The sequence below is a fragment of the Cellulomonas phragmiteti genome (assembly GCF_016862775.1).
GTDB lineage: Bacteria > Actinomycetota > Actinomycetes > Actinomycetales > Cellulomonadaceae > Cellulomonas > Cellulomonas phragmiteti.
This window is the reverse complement of record NZ_BONP01000002.1, coordinates 144,474-163,820: the sequence shown is the minus strand read 5'-3', so window position 1 is coordinate 163,820 and position 19,347 is coordinate 144,474. Positions and strand designations below refer to the sequence as shown.

Here is a 19,347-nt window from a genome sequence, read left to right as displayed (position 1 = left end):
TGAGTGGCCGGCAACGCGACATCGACGTACCGCAACGCAGCTCTGCTGTCCCTGGCGGCCGTCGTCCCCGACCGGGTGACCACCTCCGCCGAGCTCGACGCCCGGCTGCGGCCCGTCCTGGACCGGCTGCGCCTGCCTGCGGGTCTGCTCGAGCGCATCGCGGGCGTCCACGAGCGGCGCAACTGGGCCGAGGGGCAGAGCTTCGACACCGCGACCGTCGAGGCGGGGGAGAAGGCGCTCGCCGAGGCGGGCGTCGACCGCGGGCGCATCGGCCTGCTCGTCAACACCTCCGTCACGCGGCCGCACCTCGAGCCGTCCGTCGCGGTGCGCATGCACCACGGGCTGGGACTGCCGTCGTCGGCCGTGAACTTCGACATCGCGAACGCGTGCCTGGGGTTCGTCAACGGCATGAGCCTGGCCGCCCAGCTCATCGACGCGGGGCAGATCGACTACGCCCTGGTCGTCAACGGCGAGGACGCCGACGAGGTGCAGCACCACACCGTCGCGCGGCTGTCCCGCGAGGGGACGACGCGTGCCGACTTCATGCGGGAGTTCCCGACCCTCACCCTGGGGTCGGGGGCGGCGGCCGCCGTGCTCGGGCGTGCCGACGCGCACCCGTCCGGGCACCGGCTCGTCGGCGGCGTCACCCGGGCCGCGACGCAGTTCAACGACCTGTGCGTCGGGGGCGTCAACGGCATGTACACCGACGCCAAGGCGCTGCTCAAGGGCGGCATGCAGCTGGTCATGGCGGCGTGGCAGGAGGCGCGCGAGCAGTTCGACTGGTCGGACATGGACCGCTACGTCCTCCACCAGGTCTCCGACGTGCACACCGACGCGATCGTCAAGGCGGCCCGGCTGGACAGGTCCCGGGTGCCGCTGACCTACCCCCGGTTCGGCAACGTCGGGCCCGCGTCCATCCCCATCACGCTCGCGCAGGAGGCCGCGAGCCTCACACCCGGGGACCGCGTCCTGCTCATGGGCGTCGGCTCCGGCATCAACACCGCGATGCTCGAGATCGCCTGGTGACGGGTCGCGCCGCGGGACCGGCCGCGCGCCTGCCGTCCCCGGCCGTCGCGCCCGCCGAGCTCCCCCCGAGCGGGCTGCCCGGGCTCGACCCGGCGTGGTCGCGCCTCGTCGAGGTCCCCGAGACGCCGCTCGACGCACCACCGGGCACCGCGGGCCCCGCCGACGTCGCGACCCGCACCTGGCACGTCCTCGACACCGGCCCGCTGCTCGCCGAGCGCGGCACGCCGGTCGTCGGCACCCTGCTGTGCGTCCACGGCAACCCCACCTGGTCGTACCTGTGGCGCGACCTGGTCGCCGCGACCCTCGACGCCGCAACCCCCGACGGCGCCACTCCCGACGGCCCGACGCCCGGCGCGTGGCGCGTCGTCGCCGTCGACCAGCTCGACATGGGCTTCTCCGAGCGCACCGGCACGCACCGCACCCTGCGCCGCCGGGTGCAGGACCTGGCGGACCTCACCGGGGCGCTCGGGCTCGACGGGCCGGTCGTGACGGTCGGGCACGACTGGGGTGGTGTCGTCTCCCTCGGCTGGGCCGTGGACCACCGCGACGCGCTCGCGGGCGTCGTGCTGCTCGACACCGCCGTGCACCACCCCGAGGACACCCCGATCCCCGCGCCGCTGCGGCTCGCGCTGCGCGGGCTCGCCGCGTCCACCGTCACCACCCCCGCGTTCCTCGAGACGACGCTCGCCCTCGCGCACCCGGCGCTGCCCGCGGACGTCAAGGACGCCTACCGGGCGCCGTACCGGACCGCCGGGCGTCGGTCCGGCGTCGGCGGGTTCGTCGCCGACATCCCCGCCGGCCCGGAGCACCCCAGCGCGGACGAGCTCGACCGGATCGCCGAGGGGACCCGCACCCTCGACGTCCCGGTGCTGCTGCTGTGGGGCCCGCGGGACCCCGTGTTCGGTGAGCCGTACCTCGTCGACCTGCTCGAGCGACTCCCGCACGCCCGGGTGCACCGGTACGAGGGCGCCGGTCACCTCCTCACGGAGGACGCCGACACCGCCGGTGCCGTCCTCACCTGGCTCGCGGACCACCGCAGCACCGACGACGACCGCACGCCCGCCGCACCCCCGGCGACGCCGCGCGCGCCCATGTGGCACCACCTCGACGCGCTCGCGGACGACGACTCGACCGCACTGGTCGAGATGGCGCCGTCCACCGGCGGCGGGGTCCGCACCGTGTCGTGGCGCCTGCTCGCCCGGCGGGTGCGCGAGCTCGCCGCCGGCCTGCACGCGGCCGGCGTGGAGCGCGGGGACCGTGTGTCGCTGCTCGTCCCGCCGGGCGCCGACCTCACGGCCACCCTCTACGCGTGCCTGCGCCTCGGCGCCGTCGTCGTCGTCGCCGACGCCGGGCTGGGCCCCCGCGGGCTGACCCGCGCGGTGCGCGGGGCGCAGCCGACCGTGGTCGTGGGGGAGCGCCGGGGACTGGCGGCGGCGCGCGCGCTCGGCTGGCCGGGGCGCCGCGTGTCGACCACGACCCTGCCGCCGCTGACCGCCGCGGCCCTGGGCGTCACGACGAGCCTGCCGGACCTCGTCGACGCGGGCGCGGGCGCGGACCTGCCGCCCGCGCCGTCACCCGACGACCTCGCGGCGGTCCTGTTCACGTCCGGCTCGACAGGCCCCGCCAAGGGCGTCGCGTACACGCACGGCCAGCTCGCGGCGATGCGCGACGCGCTCGCGGCGCAGTACGACCTGGGTGTCGGGACGGGCCTCGTGGCGGGCTTCGCGCCGTTCGCGCTGCTCGGGCCGGCCCTCGGCTGCCGCTCCGTCACGCCCGACATGGACGTCACCGCTCCCCGCACCCTGACCGCGCGGGCGGTCGCCGCCGCGGCCGGTGCGGTCGACGCGACCGCGGTGTTCCTCTCGCCCGCGGCCGTCGCCAACGTCGTGGCGACCGCGGGAGAGCTGACGGCCGACGACGAGCGGGCGCTCGCGGGGGTGCGGCTGCTGCTCTCGGCGGGTGCGCCGGTGGGCGAGCGGCTGCTCGCCGAGGTCGGGGACCTGCTGCCCGGCGCGGTGCCGCACACCCCCTACGGCATGACCGAGGGCCTGCTGCTCACCGACGTGACGCTGGCGGAGATCCGGGCGGCCGGGCCCGGCGGGGCGGCGGGAGGGGTGTGCGTCGGGCGGCCCGCCGCCGGCGTGACCGTGCGCATCAGCGCGCTGGACGCCGACGGCCGGGCGACCGGGACGCTCGCGGCGACGCCGGACGTCACCGGGGAGGTCGTCGTGGCCGCGCCGCACGTCAAGGACCACTACGACCGGCTGTGGCTGACGGACCGCGAGAGCCGGCGCGGCACCCCGGACGGCGACGGGGGTACGCGCCTTCGCACGGACGTCGACGACCTCGCACCGGGGGCGCGCTGGCACCGCACCGGGGACGTCGGGCACCTCGACGCCGACGGCCGCCTCTGGATCGAGGGGCGGCTCGCGCACGTCCTGGTCACCGCGGACGGACCGGTGACGCCGGTCGGCCCCGAGCAGCGCGCGCAGACCGTGCCCGGCGTGCGGCGCGCCGGCGTCGTCGGGGTCGGGCCGCGCGGCACGCAGCAGCTCGTGGTCGTCGTCGAGACGGACCCGGGGGCGCGCCGCCCCGGGCTGGCCACGCCCGCGCTGACCGCGGCGGTGCGGGACGCGGTCGGGCCGGGCACCGTGGCCGTGCTCGTCGTCCCGGAGCTGCCGACCGACGTGCGTCACAACTCCAAGGTCGACCGGGCGCGGCTGGCGGCGTGGGCCGACGGCGTGCTCGCCGGCGGACGGCTGGGCCGGCCGTGAAGGTCCTGGTCACCGGCGCGTCCGGCCTGCTGGGACGTACCACCGCCGCCCGCGTCCGCGACGCCGGGCACGACGTCCGCACGTTCCAGCGCCGCCCCAGCGGCGTCGACGGCGTCGAGGACCGGCTCGGCTCGGTGACGGACCCCGACGACGTCGACCGGGCCGTCGCGGGCGTCGACGCGGTCGTGCACCTCGCCGCGAAGGTGTCGCTCGCCGGGGACCCGGCCGACTTCCGGCACGTCAACGTCGAGGGCACCCGCGCGCTGCTCGCCGCGGCCGCGCGCCACGGCGCCACCGACGTGGTCCACGTGTCCTCACCGTCCGTCGCGCACACGGGCACGGCGATCGTCGGCGAGGACGCCCCGCGCGCCGACCCGCGACGCGCCCGCGGGGCGTACGCGCGCACCAAGGCCGAGGCGGAGCTGCTCGCCCTGGGCGCCGACGGCGACCTGCGGGTCGTGGCCGTGCGCCCGCACATCGTCTGGGGGCCGGGCGACGAGCAGCTCGTCGCGCGCATCGCCGAGCGCGCCCGCACCGGGCGGCTGCCGCTGCTCGACCACGGCGCCGCCCTCATCGACACCACCTACCTCGACAACGCGGCGTCCGCGCTGGTGGCGGCCCTGCACCGGCTCGGCGACGACGACGGCACCGTGCGCGGCCAGGCCTACGTCGTCACCAACGGCGAGCCGCGGACCGTCGCGGAGATGGTCGCGGGCATCTGCGCCGCCGTGGGGGTGCCCGCGCCGACGACGCGCGTGCCCGGCGCGGTGGCGCGGGGAGCGGGTGCCGCGGTCGAGACGGCCTGGGCGCACCTGCCCCTCGCCAGCGCCGACGGGGAACCGCCGATGACGCGGTTCCTCGCCGAGCAGCTGTCGACCGCGCACTGGTTCGACCAGCGCCGCACGCGCGCCGACCTGCGGTGGCGGCCCGAGGTGTCGATCGACGAGGGGCTGCGCCGCCTGGCCGCGTGGCACGCGGCCACGACCGGGTAGCGGAGCCCGGTCACGGCCCGTCGCGCACCGGCGCGGCGCGCCCCGGGCTCAGGCCGGGCCGCGGTCCACGAGCACGAAGACGGTGCCCGGGCCGGACGCGTCGGACGCGAGGGCCAGGCCACCGTCCGGGTCCGCGACGAGGTAGCCGTCCGCGGTCACGATGCTCACCTGCTCGGGCTGGTCGAGCGAGCCGACGTCGAGCAGCTGGCTCGGGGAGGTCGCGTCGCACGTCTCGAGGCCCAGCACGTCGTTGCCGGGGGCGTTGAGACACAGGTCGCGGCCGTCGACGGTGGCCGTCGAGCGCATGAGGTGGCCGCCGTCGGACGCCGGCTCGATCACCCACGTGGTCGGCACGTCGGACTCGGCCGGGTCGGCCACCGTCGTGATCCCGCCCTCGACGCTCGTGGTCACCCACCGGGCGCCGTACGTCTGCACGTCCACCTGGCGGGTGCCGTCGAGGAGCGCCTCGCCGGGCGCCGTCGTCTCCGTCGGGTCGTCCGCCGGCTCGGTCGTGGGGTCCGCGGGCGCCGGCGCGGTCGTCCCCGGCGTCGGTGAGCCCACCGGATCCTCCGTGCCCGTGGTGCAGGCGGTCAGTCCCAGCCCGAGGGCCAGCGCGCAGGCGGCTGTCCCCGCGGTGCGCAGGGCGGTGGGACGGGGGCGGGGGGCGTGCGGTGCGCGGGTCATCGGCGGTCCTCCTGGGGGTCGGATCGGCTGCGCCGCAGGCGTCACGACACCTCATCCACCGTAACGAGACCCGTGGGGGTCGCAAGGGCGCGGCGCCGCCCCGGCCTCAGCGCCGCACGACGGCGCCGTACGCCTCGTCGAACCGCGCGCGCCGCTCGGCGTAGTACGCGGCGCGCGAGGCCACGGGCTCGTACGTGTCACCCGTGGCGCGCGGGGCCCGGGGCACGTCGGGGGCGAGCACGCCCAGCGCGAGCAGGGCCGTGCCACGCAGGGTCGAGCGCTTGAGCGTCACGTGCGTGACCGGGCGCTCCAGCACGTCGGCGAGGACCTGCAGCCATGCCGGCTGGTCGTTGCTGACGCGTCCCGAGGCGACGACCTGGCCGACCTCGGGGGCGGCCGGGCCGAGCTCGGTGGCCACCCGCGCGTAGGTGAGCGCGATGCCCTCGACCGTCCCGCGGTACAGGGCGGCCGCGTCCGTCGCGGCGGTCACGCCGGTGATCACCGCGTGCGCGTCGGCAGCCCACCCCGGGGCGCGCTCGCCGGTGAGGTACGGCAGCACCAGCGGGGTCGCGGACGAGGGGTCCGCGGCCAGCGTCGCACCGGGGTCGCGGTCGAGGCGCAGGGTGCTCTGCGCCCAGCTGATCGCCCGCCCCACGTCGTTCAGCGCGCCCCCCAGCAGCGTCCGGTCGCCGTCGACCCGGTAGTTCCACATGCCGAACGGCAACGGCTCCGCCGGTCCGGCGAGCAGGACGCGCAGCGCCCCGCTCGTCGCGGTCGCCGCGGCCAGGACGGTGGGGTCGGTGGCCCCCGCGCCCACGTTGCTGGCGAACCCGTCGGTGATCACGGGGAACCAGCGGGCCCCGGCCAGCGCGGGCCACCGCGGCGTGCGCGTCGGGTCCACCGTGTCGGCGAGGTCGTGCACGGGGGAGAACTGCTCGGCCCGGACGCCCACCGCCGCCAGCAGGTCGGCGTCCAGGTCACCGGTGCGCCGGTCGAGCAGACCCGTCCACGCCGCCGTCGACGTGCCGGCGGCGTTGACGCCGATGAGCCGGCGGTACACGTACTCCCCGAGCGACCACCACCCGGCCGCCGCGGCGAAGGTCCGGGGCTCGGTCCGTGCCAGCCACCGCAGCCGCGGCGCGTGGTAGCTGGTGTGGATCCGCGTACCCGTGCGCTGCTGCACGGCGCGCTCGTCCAGCTCCGCGCGCAGCGTCGCGACCTCGCCGGCGCACCGGGAGTCCGCGTACGTCAGGCAGGGCGTCAGCGGTCGGCCGTCCGCGTCCACCGCGATCAGCGACGCCGCGAACGTGTCCATCGCCACCCCGGCGAGCCGCGTCCCCAGCGCCCGGTCGGCGGTGACCGCGTCGAGGATCTGCTCGACCTCCGCGACGACCTGGTCCGGGTCGATCACCGAGGCCCCCGCTGGCGAGACCGTGAACGCGTGCGGCACCTTGTGCCGCAGCCCCGTCACGGGCCGCCCCGCGGCGTCGTAGACCCCGCCGCGGCTGGCCGTCGACCCGATGTCGACCGCCAGCACCAGCGGGTCCAGGGCCTCGGCCAGGGCGACGTCGTCCACGGGTCGGGTCACCCGGTCGACCCTAACGACCCCGCTGCGGGCTGTCGCCGCGGCCGAGCGGCCGGGCGACATCTGCCCGTCACCGGCCTGCGGCGGCGCACGCGGCGGTACGCTTCAGGCGTCGACGACGTGCCGGCGTCCGCGCCGCGCCCCGTGACGGCCTCGTGACGGCCCGCGGCGGACGGACGGGGGGTCGCGGCGGTGCCGTCGCACGTGCGTGACGGCACCGACGCCATGTCGCGCGCCGACGGGACGACAGCCCGGCGGTGCTCTCGCAGGTCGTGCCGGGCGGTGCCCGTGCGCGCCGCTGCCGGCCCCGTGGCGTGGGCGGCGACGTCGCGCCGCCCGGACGCTTCGAAGGAGGAGATGTGGCACGAGCAGGCCAGCGCAGGTCCGGCCGTGCGCGCCCGGAGACGGGCGCCCAGCGGCGCGAGCCCGGCGCCGGACGCGGCCGTGCCCAGCGACCCACGGAGAAGGGGATCCTCCCGGTGCTCGCAGCGCTGGCCCGTGAGGTCGACGGCGCCGTGCAGCGACCCCCGACCCGTGCGGCCGTCCGCACCCAGTTCCAGGTGGTGGCGCTGCTCGTCCGCGAGGAGCGGACGAAGCTCATGGCCGGCGGCGGGCCGAACGACCGGCGCGCCCGGGACCTCAAGCGGCTCGACGAGGTCGCGACGCAGCTGGCCCGGACCGCCGCCCGCGACACCTCCCTGCTCGAGCTGCTCGCCGAGGACGCCCGCGTCTCCGACGCCGCCCGGGCCTACAAGGCGACCGTCATGCGCGCCGGTGGGCTCGAGCCGCCCGAGGAGCCCGAGCCCGCGGGGCCGGCCGCCCCGACCACCCCGGCGCCCGGCACCGAGAAGCGCGTGGTGCCACGGTCGGTGATCTCGCGCCAGCTCGCCAACCCGTTCCTCGCCCCCGACTTCGAGGCCGCGGCCCAGCGCGTCACGCCCAAGGTGCGCCGGCTGGCCGGGTGGGAGCTGCTCGACCCGCTGTTCCGGTCGTTCGAGGAGGCCGCGACCGGCGCACCGGCGTGCATGCCCCTGCCCGAGCCGCGTCCCGTGCCGACGCCGGCCGGCCGCGAGCTCATGCCGCACCAGGCCCGGGTCGTCGCGGCCGCGGCGCGCGGCCACCGCACCTTCCTGCTCGCCGACGAGCCCGGCCTGGGCAAGACGGCCCAGGCGCTGCTCGCCGCGCAGGCCGCCGACGCGTTCCCGCTGCTGGTCGTCGTCCCCAACGTCGTCAAGACGAACTGGGCGCACGAGGTCGGGCTGTGGACGCCGCTGCGCCGGCCCACCGTGGTGCACGGCGACGGCGACCAGGTCGACGGGTTCGCCGACGTCGTGATCGTCAACTACGAGATCCTCGACCGGCACGCCGGCTGGCTCGGCGACCACGGGTTCCGCGGGATGGTCGTCGACGAGGCGCACTTCATCAAGAACACGGGCTCGCAGCGCTCGCGGCACGTCCTGGGCATCTCCGCGCGCATCCGCGAGCGCACCGCCCGGCCGCTGCTGATGGCGCTGACCGGCACCCCGCTGATCAACGACATCGAGGACTTCCGTGCGATCTGGCAGTACCTCGGCTGGATCGACCAGGAGAAGCCGCTCGGCAGCCTCATGGCCGCGCTCGAGGACACGGGGCTGACACCCGCCGACCGCGGGTTCTACTCCGCCGCGCGCACCGCGGTCATCGACATGGGCATCGTGCGGCGCCGCAAGATCGACGTGGTCGCCGACATCCCCGCGCGCCGCGTCGCGGACCTGCCGGTCGAGCTCGACGGAGCCGTCGGGCGCTCGATCCGTGCGGCCGAGGCCGCGCTCGCCGAGCGGCTCGTCAGCCGGTACCGGGCCGCGCTCGAGGCACGTCGCGACGACACGGCCGTCGACGGGATCGACCTCGACCTCGCGCGGCGGGTCGCCGCGGCCGAGCTCAAGGACGCGAGCTCGAAGGCCGGTGGCGAGAACGTGTTCACGATGGTCCGCCGGATCGGTCAGGCCAAGGCCGGCCTGGCCGCGGACTACGCCGCGCAGCTGGCCCGCAACGTCGGCAAGGTCGTGTTCTTCGCCAAGCACGTCGACGTCATGGACACCGCGGAGCAGACGTTCGCCGAGCGCGGCATCCGGTACGCCTCGATCCGCGGCGACCAGACGCCCCGGGCACGTGCCAAGAACATCGCGGCGTTCACGGAGGACCCCGAGGTCGCGATCGTCGTGTGCTCCCTGACGGCCGCGGGGGTCGGGCTGAACCTGCAGGTCGCGTCCAACCTGGTGCTCGCCGAGCTGTCCTGGACCCACGCCGAGCAGACCCAGGCGATCGACCGCATCCACCGCATCGGGCAGGACGAGCCGGTCACCGCGTGGCGGATCGTCGCCGCGCAGACCATCGACTCGAGGATCGCCGAGCTCATCGACGCCAAGTCGGGCCTGGCCGCCCGGGCGCTGGACGGTGCGGAGGACGACGGCTCGTCGTCGACCGACGTGCAGCTCGACGCCCTGGTGGGGCTGCTCAGCGACGCGCTGACCGGCGAGGTCGTCGGCTGACCGTGCGACTCCTCTGCCGGCTGCTGGGTCACCGCCCGACCAAGGTCCCGCGCGACGACGAGGGCGGCGGGTTCGTCTACCGGTGCCTGCGGTGCGGCGCCGAGGGCATCCGCCCTCCCGGGCCGCGGACGACGCGGCGGTGACGCGCGGGGTCACGGCGTCCCCTGCCCGGGATCACACGCGGTCTGCCCCTTCGGGCACCCCTCGCGACATCCGCCCGGAATAGGGTGGAACGGGCGAATCGTCCAGGTTGTGTCGCCGCTGCGGAGCGTCCGGAGCGGCCGGAGCACCGGGGGTGGCGTCATGGCGCGGATCGGGGCCGTTCTGCTGGCGGCGGCGATGGCGGTCGGTACCGCACCGCCCGCGGTGGCCTGGGCCGGCGCACCGCCGACGGGTTGCGGTGCGTACGAGGTGACCGACCTCAGAGCCGCTGACGGCTGGTCCGAGAGCACCTCCGGGTTCGGCGTCAACAACGCGGGCGTCGTCGTGGGCGTCACGCGCCCGGCGTACGGGGTCCCCACGGCGTTCCTGTGGTCCAGCGACGTCGGCCTCTCGACGATCGAGGTGCCCGGTGCGTCGTACTCGGCGGCGACGGACATCAACGACCGTGGGCAGGTGGTCGGGGAGGCGACCTACCCGGACGGGACGACGCGCCCGTTCGTGTTCGACTCGCGCACGGGTCGCACGACCGACCTCGGGACGCTCGGCGGCCCCGAGGCCTACGCGACCGCGATCAACAACCGCGGCCAGGTCGTCGGCGCGTCGAGGACCGCCGCCTGGGAGTTCCAGGTCCACGCGTTCCTCTGGAGCCCGTCGACCGGTGTGATGCGCGACCTCGGCACCCTCGGGGGTGACGACTCCCAGGCCTTCGGCATCAACGACCACGGTCAGGTGGTGGGCCGAGCCATGCGCGCCGAGGGGTACCACGTGCCCTTCGTCTGGGAGCCACGCAGCGGGCGGATGGTCCAGCCGAGCGGCGAGTTCGCCGGCGGGTCCGCAGCGCGGGGGATCAACAACCGGGGCGACATGGTCGGCTGGGCGGAGAACGGCTGGCAGGCGAGCTCGAACCAGGCCTTCTTCCGGTCGGCGCGGACCCGCACGGTGCAGGCGCTCACCGGTGTCGAGGAGGGCGGGACCCGGGCGGTGGGGATCACCGAGGACGGGACCGTCGTCGGGATGCGGTTCAACGACGCCGACGGGTGGTTCCGCACGACCGTGTGGCACCCGGCCACCGGGTGCGTCGCCGAGCTCGCCTCGCCGGAGGTCGCCCTGGTCCAGGTGTTCGGGATCTCGGGCAACGGTCACATCGTCGCGGGCCGGATGCTCTGGTCGCCTGCCGCGCCCCGGTCCTGACGGGGCTCCGCGGCCCCGAACCACCGGGCGAGCGACGCGTGCAGCTCCTCCTGGTCGTCGCCGAACCACGCGACGTGACCGTCCGGCCGCACCAGCACGCCGGGCGCGTCGAGCTCCTCGCTGCGGTCCACGACGTGGTCGACGCGGTCCGCCCAGCCGGCGGCGGACAGCGTCCCGTCCCGGTCCAGCAGCAGCCCGCGTCCGTCGTGCAGGAGCGCGTACACCTGCCCGCGTGACAGCCGGACGTCGCGCAGCCGCCGCCCCACCAGGTCCGGTCCGGGGCCCAGGTCGTACCGGATGGCGGTCCCCGCGATCCGCTCGGCGAGCAACCGGTTGACGTCCTCCAGGCGCATCAGCTCGGTGAGCAGGCGGCGCACGGCCTGCGGCCCGGGCTCGGGCAGCAGCAGCTCGCTCTGGGCGCGCGTGAGGGTCAGGACGTCCTGCGCGACCGGGCGGCGTTCGGTCGCGTAGGTGTCCAGCAGCCCGGCCGGCGCCCAGCCCGCGACCGCCGCAGCGAGCTTCCAGCCGAGGTTGACCGCGTCCTGGATGCCGAGGTTCAGGCCCTGCCCGCCCAGCGGCGGGTGCACGTGCGCGGCGTCGCCGGCCAGCAGCACCCGGCCCGCCCGGTACCGCTCGGCGAGGCGGGTCGCGTCACCGAACCGGGTGAGCCAGCGCGGGGAGTGCACCCCCAGGTCGCTGCCCGCGTACGCCCGCAGCTGCGTGCGCAGCTCCTCCAGGGTCGGCGGGACGGTGCGGTCCTCGGCGACGGACGCCGCGGGCACGACCACCCGGTGCAGCCCGTCACCGGCCGGGCCGATGCCGAAGCCCCGGTGCTGCTCCCGCACCGCCGCGGACACCCGGGCGAGCTCGTCCGGCGGCGTCGTCGAGCGCACCTCGCCCAGCACCCACTCGGTCGTGGCCGGCTCGCCGGGGAACCCGATGCCGAGCGAGCGACGCACGCGGCTGCGGCCGCCGTCGCAGCCCACCAGCCATCGCGAGCGCAGCCGCGTCGCGTCGGCGAGGGTGACGTCCACGCCGTCCTCGTCCTGCGCCACGCCCGTGACCTCGCAGCCGCGGCGCACCCGTGCGCCGAGCTCCACCGCGCGCTCCGCCAGGAGCCGGTCCGTGACGGGCTGCGGGATGCCGAGCACGTAGCGGTGCGTCGTGTCGAGGTCGGGCGGCGCGGGGGAGTCGATCGCGGCGAAGTGCCCGACCGCCCCCGGGTACCGCTGGCCGTGGGCAAGGAACCGCTCCAGCAGCCCTCGCTGGTCGAGGATCTCGATGCTGCGCGGGTGCAGCCCGAGCGACCGGACCGCCGGGTGGGGTGCCTCGTCCCTCTCCAGCACCAGCACGTCCACGTCGTGCAGCCGCAGCTCGGCGGCCAGCATCATGCCCGTCGGCCCACCCCCGGCGATGATCACGTCGACCACGGCACCCCCCGACCCTCGACTCCGCGCGGCCGTCCCCGCGGGTGCGGCGGCCACGGCCGACCATCCTGGGCGTCGAGGGGGGCCTTGCCGCAAGCCCCCGCACGCGCCATAGTCTGATCACGGCGGGACGGCTCACCAGCCGCGCGTGCCACCACCGCCCTTGAACGGCCCGACGACGCGGCTGGTCCGCCAGCCGCCGTAGAAGTCGCCGTCCTGCGCCTCGACGGCCTCGCCGTCCACCGTGCACGTCAGGCCCGCGGGGTACAGCGCGACGTGCCCGGCGAGGGCCTCGAAGCCGCGCGCGGGCGTCGGGTACCCCCACGCGGCCCGCGGCAGCACGGCTCGGCCGCGGTCGTCGGTGCCGACGACGTCGTAGTAGACGGCCCGGCCCTTGAACTCGCAGAAGGTCGTCACCCCGTCGACCGGCACGAGGACCCCCTCGGCGACGTCGGCCAGCGGCAGGTAGTACGTCGGCGGGTGGGAGGTCTCCAGGACGCGCAGCGCACGGCGCGTGTCCGCCACGACGGTCGCGCCGAGCGTCACGACGACGTGCTCGGTGCTGGGCCGCACCGCGGGCGGGCGCGGGTAGTCCCAGACCGACTCCTGACCGGGACCGGGGACGACGGCGGGCCGCCCGCCGGGCGGTGGTGTGCGCGGTCGCCAGGTGCTGTCGGGAGGCATGCCCCCACTATCGACCGTCGGGCGACCCGTCGCACCCGGCCCCTGCGGCGCGCGCGACCTCCGCCACCGCGTCCACCAGCACGGCGCCGTGCGCGAGGTCCGCGTCGTTGTGCCCCGCCCCGGCGACCTTCCGCTCGACCACCTGGGCGCCCGTCCCGCGCACCGCGTCGGCCACCTCCCGGCTCTGCGACGGCGGCACGATGGTGTCCGCCGTGCCGTGCACGACGGCCACGGGCGCGTCGACCCGCGCGACCAGGGCCCGCACGTCGTAGCGGTCGCGCAGCAGCCAGCCCACGGGCACGTGGACGGCGGCACGGCCGGCGTCGGCCAGCGACGTGAACGGCGAGCGCAGCACCAGCGCCGCGGGCGGGTGCTCGACGGCCAGGGCGGTCGCCACCGCGGCGCCGAGGCTCTCGCCCAGGTAGACGAGCCGGTCCTGGCGGATCCCCGCCTCCCCGACGAGGTGCTCGCGCGCCGCTCGGGCGTCACGGGCCAGCCCGGCCTGGGACGGCGTCCCCTCGTTGCCCCCGTACCCCCGGTAGTCGAGCAGCAGCACACCGAACCCCTGCGCGTGCAGCGCGCGGGCCAGCCCGGCCCGCCCGGCGCGGTGGCCGCCGTTGCCCGGCGTGACGAGCACCGCCGCGTCGCAGCCGTCGGCGGGCGGCAGGTACCAGGCGCCCAGCCGCAGGCCGTCGGACGTCGTCAGGTGCACCTCGCGGGCGCCGGGCAGCACGTCCGCGACGGCCGGCACGGCGCGGGTGTCGGGGTGGTAGACGAGCCGGCCCTGCCCGGCCCAGACCAGACCCACCGCGACGGCGACGACGGCGACGAGCGCGCCCAGGGTCACCCGCCACGTCCGCGCCATCGGTCCATCATCGCGACCCCGCGGGCTCGCCGCCGGGTCGGGACGTGCCTACCGTGGTCGGGAGCCACCTCAGCCCCGCACCGACGCACCCGAGGAGGACCCGATGCCGCAGCGCGAGACCCGCCCGTCGATCAAGGACCCCGAGCTGTACGAGCGGCTGCGCGACGAGGGCAACAGCAAGGAGAAGTCCGCGCGGATCGCCAACGCCGCCGCGGCGTCGGGCCGCTCCGAGGTCGGTGCCCGCGGCGGCCGGTCCGGGTCGTACGAGGACTGGACGGTGGCCGACCTGCGCGCCCGCGCCGCCGAGCTCGACGTGCGCGGCCGCTCCACGATGACCAAGGCGCAGCTGGTGGACGCGCTGCGCTCCCGCTGAGCCGCGCCGGGGGACGGGCGGCGGACGGACGTGGTGGACACCGCGCGCGTCCCGCACCATAGGAGGGTGTCGACCAGGGTGCGTGCCGGGCTGGTGGCCGTCGTGGCGGGTGCCGCGGCGGCCCTGGGCGGGTGCGCGCCGCCGCCCGTCGCGGCGCCCGACCCGGTGCTCGTGCGCGCCCCCGTCGACGTGCCCAAGGTCGCGGTCGCCCCGCCCCCGGCGCTCGTGCCCGCCGACCTGTCGACCCTGCCGGTCGCGGAGCCCCGCCACCTGGTCCCGGGCCTGCCCGGCACCGACGGGCTCGAGCAGCGGCGCAACGACGACCCCGCGCTCGGCACCTGGCAGACGGCGACGCTCGTGCGCGACACCGCCGGCTACGACGCGGTGTTCGGCACCCCCGTCGCGACCGTGCCCGCCGTGACGCTCGACGTCCCGACGGTCCTGCCCGTCCTGGACCAGCGCGGCGGGTGGCTGCGGGTGCTCGTCGCCACGCGCAGCGCGCTGCCCAGCCAGGACGTCGCGCAGGTCAACGGGCGCAGCGTGTGGATCCGCGCGCAGGACACCACCCCGTCGGGCACGGACTGGCGGCTGCACCTCGACCTCGCGGCGCTCAGCCTGACCGTCGACGACGGCACGACGACCACGACGGTGCCGGTCAAGGCCGTCGGTGCGCCGGGGACGCCGACGCCGGCGGTGCCCCAGTTCGTCGTCGGGTCGCAGTGGGAGCAGCCGGGCACGTACACGCCACGGGTGATCCTGCTGTCGAGCCAGAGCGAGACGATCGACGTCTACGACCGCGCCACGGGCACGTCGGCGACCGCGATCCACACCAGCCCGTTCGCGCGGACGGGCCCGATCTCTAACGGGTGCATCCGGGTCAGCGACGAGGTGCTGGACCTGCTGTGGGGCAAGGTGCCGGCCGGCACGCTGCTCACGGTCGCCTGACGGCCGCTCGTCGCCTCAGTCCCCGCTGGCCGCCGCGATCGCGTCCGCCGCGCGGATCAGGCCGATGTGGCTGAACGCCTGCGGGAAGTTGCCGATGAGGCGCCCGGCACCCGGGTCGTACTCCTCGCTCAGCAGACCCAGCTCGTTCGCGTACCCGACGAGCTGCTCCATGAGGGACTCGGCGTCGTCGAGCCGGCCGCTGTTCGCGTACTGCTCGACCAGCCAGAAGCAGCAGATGAGGAACGGGTGCTCGTCGCCCTCGAGCCCGTCCATGCCCGTGTCCGTGCGGTAGCGGTGCAGCAGGCCGTGCTCGTCGCGCAGCTCGGACTCGATGCGGGCGACCGTGCCGAGCATCCGCGGGTCGTCGTAGGCGAGGAACCCCGTGTGCGGGAGCTGGAGCAGGGACGCGTCGACGTCGGTGTTGTCGTACGTCTGCGTGAAGCTGTCGACCTCCGTGCTGAACCCGCGGGTCTCGATCTCCTCGCGCATGTGCTCGCGCAGCTCGCGCCAGCGCTCCACCGGCCCGTCCAGCCCGTGCTCCTCGACGGCGCGGACGCCCTGGTCGAACGCGGCCCACATCATGGCCCGGCCGTGCGTGAAGTGGTGCAGCTCGCCGCGCATCTCCCAGATGCCGTGGTCCTCGCGGTCGAGGTTCTCCTCCGTGTACCGCAGGAGGCTCTTCTGCAGGCCCCAGGTGTACTCGTCCTCGGCGACGCCGGCGTCCCGCAGCATGCCCAGGGCGATCATCACCTCGCCGACCACGTCGGCCTGGTACTGGTCGGCCGCGCCGTTGCCGATGCGCACGGGCCGGGAGGCCTCGTACCCGTCGAGGTGGTCGAGCTCCTTCTCGTCGAGCTCCCGCTCCCCGCCGATGCCGTACATGATCTTCACGTCGTCCGCGTCGCCGGCCACCGCGCGCAGCAGCCAGTCGCGCCACAGGCACGCGCCCTCCGTGAGCCCGTGCGCCACCGCGACCTCGATGGTCAGCGCCGCGTCCCGCAGCCACACGAACCGGTAGTCCCAGTTGCGTCCGCCGCCCAGGGACTCGGGCAACGACGCCGTCGGGGCGGCGACGATCCCGCCGGTCTGGGCGTGCGTGAGGGCGCGCAGCACGAGCATCGAGCGCAGCACCAGCGGGTCGTGCGCGGTCCGGACCGTGAGGTTCGCCGACCAGTCGGTCCAGAAGCTGATGGTCTCGGCCAGCGCCTGCTCGGCGTCCACCGGGCCCGGCGGGTCCTCGTACGACGGGAACCACGTGAGGTCCCAGTCGTACCGCTCGCCCGCCTCCAGCCGGAACGTGCCGGTGAGCCGCGGCGCGCGCGCCCCGCCGCTCTGGTCGTCGGCGGAGAACGCCCCGGGCTGGGAGGAGGTGCCCGGCTCGGCGGCCGCGTCGCCGTTCGCGTCGGACCACCCCAGCAGGGGGCCGGTCAGGACCAGGCCGTCGGGTCCGGCCAGCGACAGCAGCGCCGGGCTGCCGTGGTGGTCCACGACCCGCACCCAGGGGGTCGCCCGCGCGTAGTCGAAGCGCAGGCGCAGGTCGTGCTCGACCTCCACCGTGCCCTCGAGGCACTCGACACGGCGGACCAGGTCGTCGCGGCCCGTCGCCAGCGGGAGGAAGTCCGTGACGCGCACGGCCCCGGTGGGGGTGCGCCACGTGGTCTCCAGCACGAACGTGTGCGGCAGGTAGCGGCGCTCGACGACCTCGCCGTCGACCGCCGACAGCTTCCAGCGTCCGTCGTCCGGGCCACCGAGCAGGGCCGTGAACACCGCCGCGGAGTCGAACCGCGGCAGGCACAGCCAGTCGACGCTGCCGTCGCGGGACACCAGCGGGCCGGTGCGCAGGTCGGACAGGAGGGCGTAGTCCTCGAGGTGGGTGCTCACCCCGACCTTTGTACGTGCTGACGGCCGATCCCGCAGGTCGAGCGGGCGACGCGCGGACGGTCGGGCGGCCGGTGCCCGGTTGCGGGGCGACGCGGGCCGCCGCACGCTGGCGGCACGACAACCCTGGAGGAGCACCGTGAGCCAGACCGACGACGGCCGCACCGACGGCACCGACGCGCAGGACCTGTCCGACGAGGGTGTCGGGGCGACGGCCACCGAGGAGCCGAGCACGTTCGAGCCGGAGGAGGACCCCGACGGCGCGTCGGAGTGACGGCGGGCCCGCGCCCGACGGGCGGCCGGGGGCCGACGACGCGCTGACCACCTACCGGTCGATGCGCGACTTCGCGCGCACGGCCGAGCCGGCGGGCGCGGTGCCGGAGCCGTCCGGTGGCCCCGTGCGGCGGTTCGTCGTGCAGCGGCACCGCGCCCGCCGGCTGCACTACGACTTTCGGCTCGAGATCGACGGGGTGCTGGTCAGCTGGGCCGTGCCGAAGGGGCCGACGCTGGACCCGGCGGCGCGGCGCATGGCCGTGCACGTCGAGGACCACCCGCTGGAGTACGCCGCCTTCGAGGGCGTGATCCCGCACGGTGAGTACGGCGGCGGTGACGTCATCGTGTGGGACCACGGCACGTGGCACCCGTACAAGGGCGACGACCCGGCGACGGAGGTCCGCGGCGGGCAGCTGCACGCCGAGCTGCACGGCGAGCGGCTGCGCGGCAAGTTCCTGCTCGTGCGCCGGGACGGCCGCGACACCGGCAAGGAGCAGTGGCTGCTGCTGCACAAGCGCGACGAGCACGCCGTGCCGGGCTGGGACGCCGAGGACCACCCGACGTCCGTGGTGTCCGGGCGCACCAACGACGAGGTGGCGGCCGCCCCGGAACGGCTGTGGCGCTCGGGAGTGCCCGCCGCGCAGGCCGACGTCCCTGCCCGTCCGCCCGTCCCCGAGGTCGCCGGGCCGTCGGACGACGAGCTCGCAGCCCTCGACGACCTCGGGGCGTCCGGCACGTGGGACGTCCTGGGGCGCCGGCTGCGCGTGACCAACCTCGACAAGGTGCTCTTCCCGGGGCGAGGCGACGAGCCGCCCGTGACCAAGCGCGAGCTGCTGCGCTACACGGCGCGGATCGCGCCCGTCGTGCTGCCGTACCTCGCGGGGCGCGCGCTCAACATGCACCGGTTCCCGCAGGGGGCGGGCACCGCGGGCTTCTGGCACAAGCAGCTGCCGGACCACACGCCGGGCTGGGTGCCGCGGTGGGACCGGCCGGGCACCGACCCGGGCGAGGCGACGACCTACCTCGTGGTGGACGAGCCCGCGGCGCTGGTCTGGGCCGCGAACTTCGGTGCGCTCGAGTGGCACGCGTGGACGTCGCGGACCACCGCCCCGGACCTGCCGACGTACGCGCTGGTCGACCTGGACCCCGGGCCGGCGACCCCGTGGGAGGACCTGGTGCTGCTCGCACGCCTGCACCGCGACGCCTTCGAGCACGTCGGGGTGCAGGCGTTCCCCAAGCTCACCGGCCGCCGCGGTCTGCAGGTGTGGGTGCCGATCGCCCCCGGCCCGACGTTCGACGAGACCCGCGCGTGGGTCGAGCGGCTCTCGCGCACCGTGGGCAAGGTCGTGCCCGACCTCGTCAGCTGGCGCTGGGAGGTGCGTGAGCGCGGCGGGCAGGCGCGCCTGGACTACACGCAGAACGCGGTGAACAAGACCCTCGTCGCGCCGTACAGCCCGCGTGCCGCGCCCGGCGCGCCCGTCTCGGCGCCGATCACCTGGGACGAGCTCGACGAGCCGTCCCTGCGGTCCGACACGTTCACGGTCCGCACGGTGCTCGAGCGCCTGGCCGAGCGCGGCGACCCGTTCCGTGGGGCACTCGCGGGCGACCAGGTGCTCCCGCCGCTGCGGTGAGGCGGTGACGGCGGCGCTCGGAGGTGGACCGTCCCCCCGCTCGGGGCGCCCCGGCCCGTCAGCCTGCGTCGACGCGACCCTCCTCCTGCGGGTCCTGCGCCGCCGTGCCGACCGACTCCTGGTGCAGGTCGGCCTCGTCCGGTCCGGGCCCGGTGTCCACGGGCGCGTCGTGCTGCCCCTCGCCGTGCTCGGGGCTCGCGGAGGACGCAGGTCCGGGGTTCTCGCTCATCGTGGCTCCCTCGTGTGGGGCGACGGCGGCTCCGTCGCCCTCGTCGAGCATCGCCAACCCCGACCGTCCCCGCATCCCAGGACACCGACGCGACCCG

General features: G+C 76.3%; 16 protein-coding genes. 9 read left to right on the top strand and 7 right to left on the bottom strand.

Annotated features, from left to right (window positions below):
* Positions 1-3: 3 nt before the first annotated feature.
* From Cph01nite_RS02540 to Cph01nite_RS02530, 3 genes are read left to right on the top strand one after another with little or no spacing between them, the layout of a single operon-like run.
* On the top strand, positions 4-1,026 hold the full coding sequence (locus Cph01nite_RS02540) for a 3-oxoacyl-ACP synthase III (protein WP_203670799.1): 1,023 nt from the start codon (positions 4-6) through the stop codon (positions 1,024-1,026).
* On the top strand, positions 1,023-3,800 hold the full coding sequence (locus Cph01nite_RS02535; RefSeq protein ID WP_203670798.1) for an alpha/beta fold hydrolase: 2,778 nt from the start codon (positions 1,023-1,025) through the stop codon (positions 3,798-3,800). Before Cph01nite_RS02540 ends, Cph01nite_RS02535 begins: the two co-directional genes overlap by 4 nt.
* Entirely contained in the window at positions 3,797-4,792 is a 996-nt protein-coding gene (locus Cph01nite_RS02530; protein ID WP_203670797.1) for an NAD-dependent epimerase/dehydratase family protein, read from the top strand. Before Cph01nite_RS02535 ends, Cph01nite_RS02530 begins: the two co-directional genes overlap by 4 nt.
* 48 nt (positions 4,793-4,840) lie before the next feature.
* Here Cph01nite_RS02530 and Cph01nite_RS02525 read toward each other — a convergent pair whose 3' ends face one another.
* Together Cph01nite_RS02525 and Cph01nite_RS02520 are read right to left on the bottom strand one after the other, a co-directional pair.
* Complete coding sequence (locus Cph01nite_RS02525) at positions 4,841-5,476, bottom strand: hypothetical protein (protein WP_203670796.1); 636 nt, start codon at positions 5,474-5,476, stop codon at positions 4,841-4,843.
* A gap of 106 nt (positions 5,477-5,582) precedes the next feature.
* On the bottom strand, positions 5,583-7,064 hold the full coding sequence (locus Cph01nite_RS02520) for a gluconokinase (protein WP_239068984.1): 1,482 nt from the start codon (positions 7,062-7,064) through the stop codon (positions 5,583-5,585).
* Between the two features lie 356 nt (positions 7,065-7,420).
* Between Cph01nite_RS02520 and Cph01nite_RS02515 the strand changes: the two genes are divergently transcribed.
* Entirely contained in the window at positions 7,421-9,592 is a 2,172-nt protein-coding gene (locus tag Cph01nite_RS02515) for a DEAD/DEAH box helicase (protein ID WP_203670794.1), read from the top strand.
* Positions 9,593-9,895: 303 nt separating this feature from the next.
* Positions 9,896-10,945, top strand: a complete 1,050-nt coding sequence (locus Cph01nite_RS02510) for a DUF3466 family protein (protein WP_203670793.1) — start codon at positions 9,896-9,898, stop codon at positions 10,943-10,945.
* On the opposite strand, the gene rox is transcribed toward Cph01nite_RS02510, so the two are convergent.
* The 3 genes from rox to Cph01nite_RS02495 all read right to left on the bottom strand — a co-directional run bounded on the left by rox (position 10,894) and on the right by Cph01nite_RS02495 (position 13,921).
* Positions 10,894-12,375 (bottom strand): rifampin monooxygenase, encoded by a 1,482-nt coding sequence (gene rox, locus Cph01nite_RS02505; RefSeq protein ID WP_203670792.1) that lies wholly within the window; start codon positions 12,373-12,375, stop codon positions 10,894-10,896. The two genes, Cph01nite_RS02510 and rox, sit on opposite strands and share 52 nt — an antisense overlap.
* A gap of 132 nt (positions 12,376-12,507) precedes the next feature.
* Positions 12,508-13,056, bottom strand: a complete 549-nt coding sequence (locus tag Cph01nite_RS02500; RefSeq protein ID WP_203670791.1) for a DUF427 domain-containing protein — start codon at positions 13,054-13,056, stop codon at positions 12,508-12,510.
* 7 nt (positions 13,057-13,063) lie between these two features.
* Positions 13,064-13,921 (bottom strand): alpha/beta hydrolase, encoded by an 858-nt coding sequence (locus Cph01nite_RS02495; protein WP_203670790.1) that lies wholly within the window; start codon positions 13,919-13,921, stop codon positions 13,064-13,066.
* Positions 13,922-14,024: 103 nt separating this feature from the next.
* Here Cph01nite_RS02495 and Cph01nite_RS02490 point away from each other — a divergent pair, with 103 nt between their 5' ends.
* Positions 14,025-14,294 carry a DUF7218 family protein gene (locus Cph01nite_RS02490; protein ID WP_203670789.1) on the top strand — a complete coding sequence of 90 codons (270 nt, stop codon included), beginning with the start codon at positions 14,025-14,027 and terminating at the stop codon, positions 14,292-14,294.
* A 66-nt stretch (positions 14,295-14,360) separates the two neighbouring features.
* A complete protein-coding gene (locus Cph01nite_RS02485) occupies positions 14,361-15,239 on the top strand; it encodes a L,D-transpeptidase (RefSeq protein WP_239068983.1) in 879 nt (292 codons plus the stop codon).
* Positions 15,240-15,254: 15 nt separating this feature from the next.
* On the opposite strand, the gene Cph01nite_RS02480 is transcribed toward Cph01nite_RS02485, so the two are convergent.
* Complete coding sequence (locus Cph01nite_RS02480) at positions 15,255-17,120, bottom strand: glycoside hydrolase family 15 protein (RefSeq protein WP_203670788.1); 1,866 nt, start codon at positions 17,118-17,120, stop codon at positions 15,255-15,257.
* 136 nt (positions 17,121-17,256) lie between these two features.
* Here Cph01nite_RS02480 and Cph01nite_RS19195 point away from each other — a divergent pair, with 136 nt between their 5' ends.
* Positions 17,257-17,391: a hypothetical protein gene (locus Cph01nite_RS19195; RefSeq protein WP_275407381.1), complete on the top strand. Its 135-nt coding sequence runs from the start codon at positions 17,257-17,259 to the stop codon at positions 17,389-17,391.
* A gap of 43 nt (positions 17,392-17,434) precedes the next feature.
* Positions 17,435-19,021 (top strand): non-homologous end-joining DNA ligase LigD, encoded by a 1,587-nt coding sequence (locus Cph01nite_RS02475; RefSeq protein WP_275407383.1) that lies wholly within the window; start codon positions 17,435-17,437, stop codon positions 19,019-19,021.
* A gap of 58 nt (positions 19,022-19,079) precedes the next feature.
* Here Cph01nite_RS02475 and Cph01nite_RS02470 read toward each other — a convergent pair whose 3' ends face one another.
* Positions 19,080-19,250: a hypothetical protein gene (locus Cph01nite_RS02470; RefSeq protein ID WP_203670786.1), complete on the bottom strand. Its 171-nt coding sequence runs from the start codon at positions 19,248-19,250 to the stop codon at positions 19,080-19,082.
* Between the last annotated feature and the right edge of the window lie 97 nt (positions 19,251-19,347).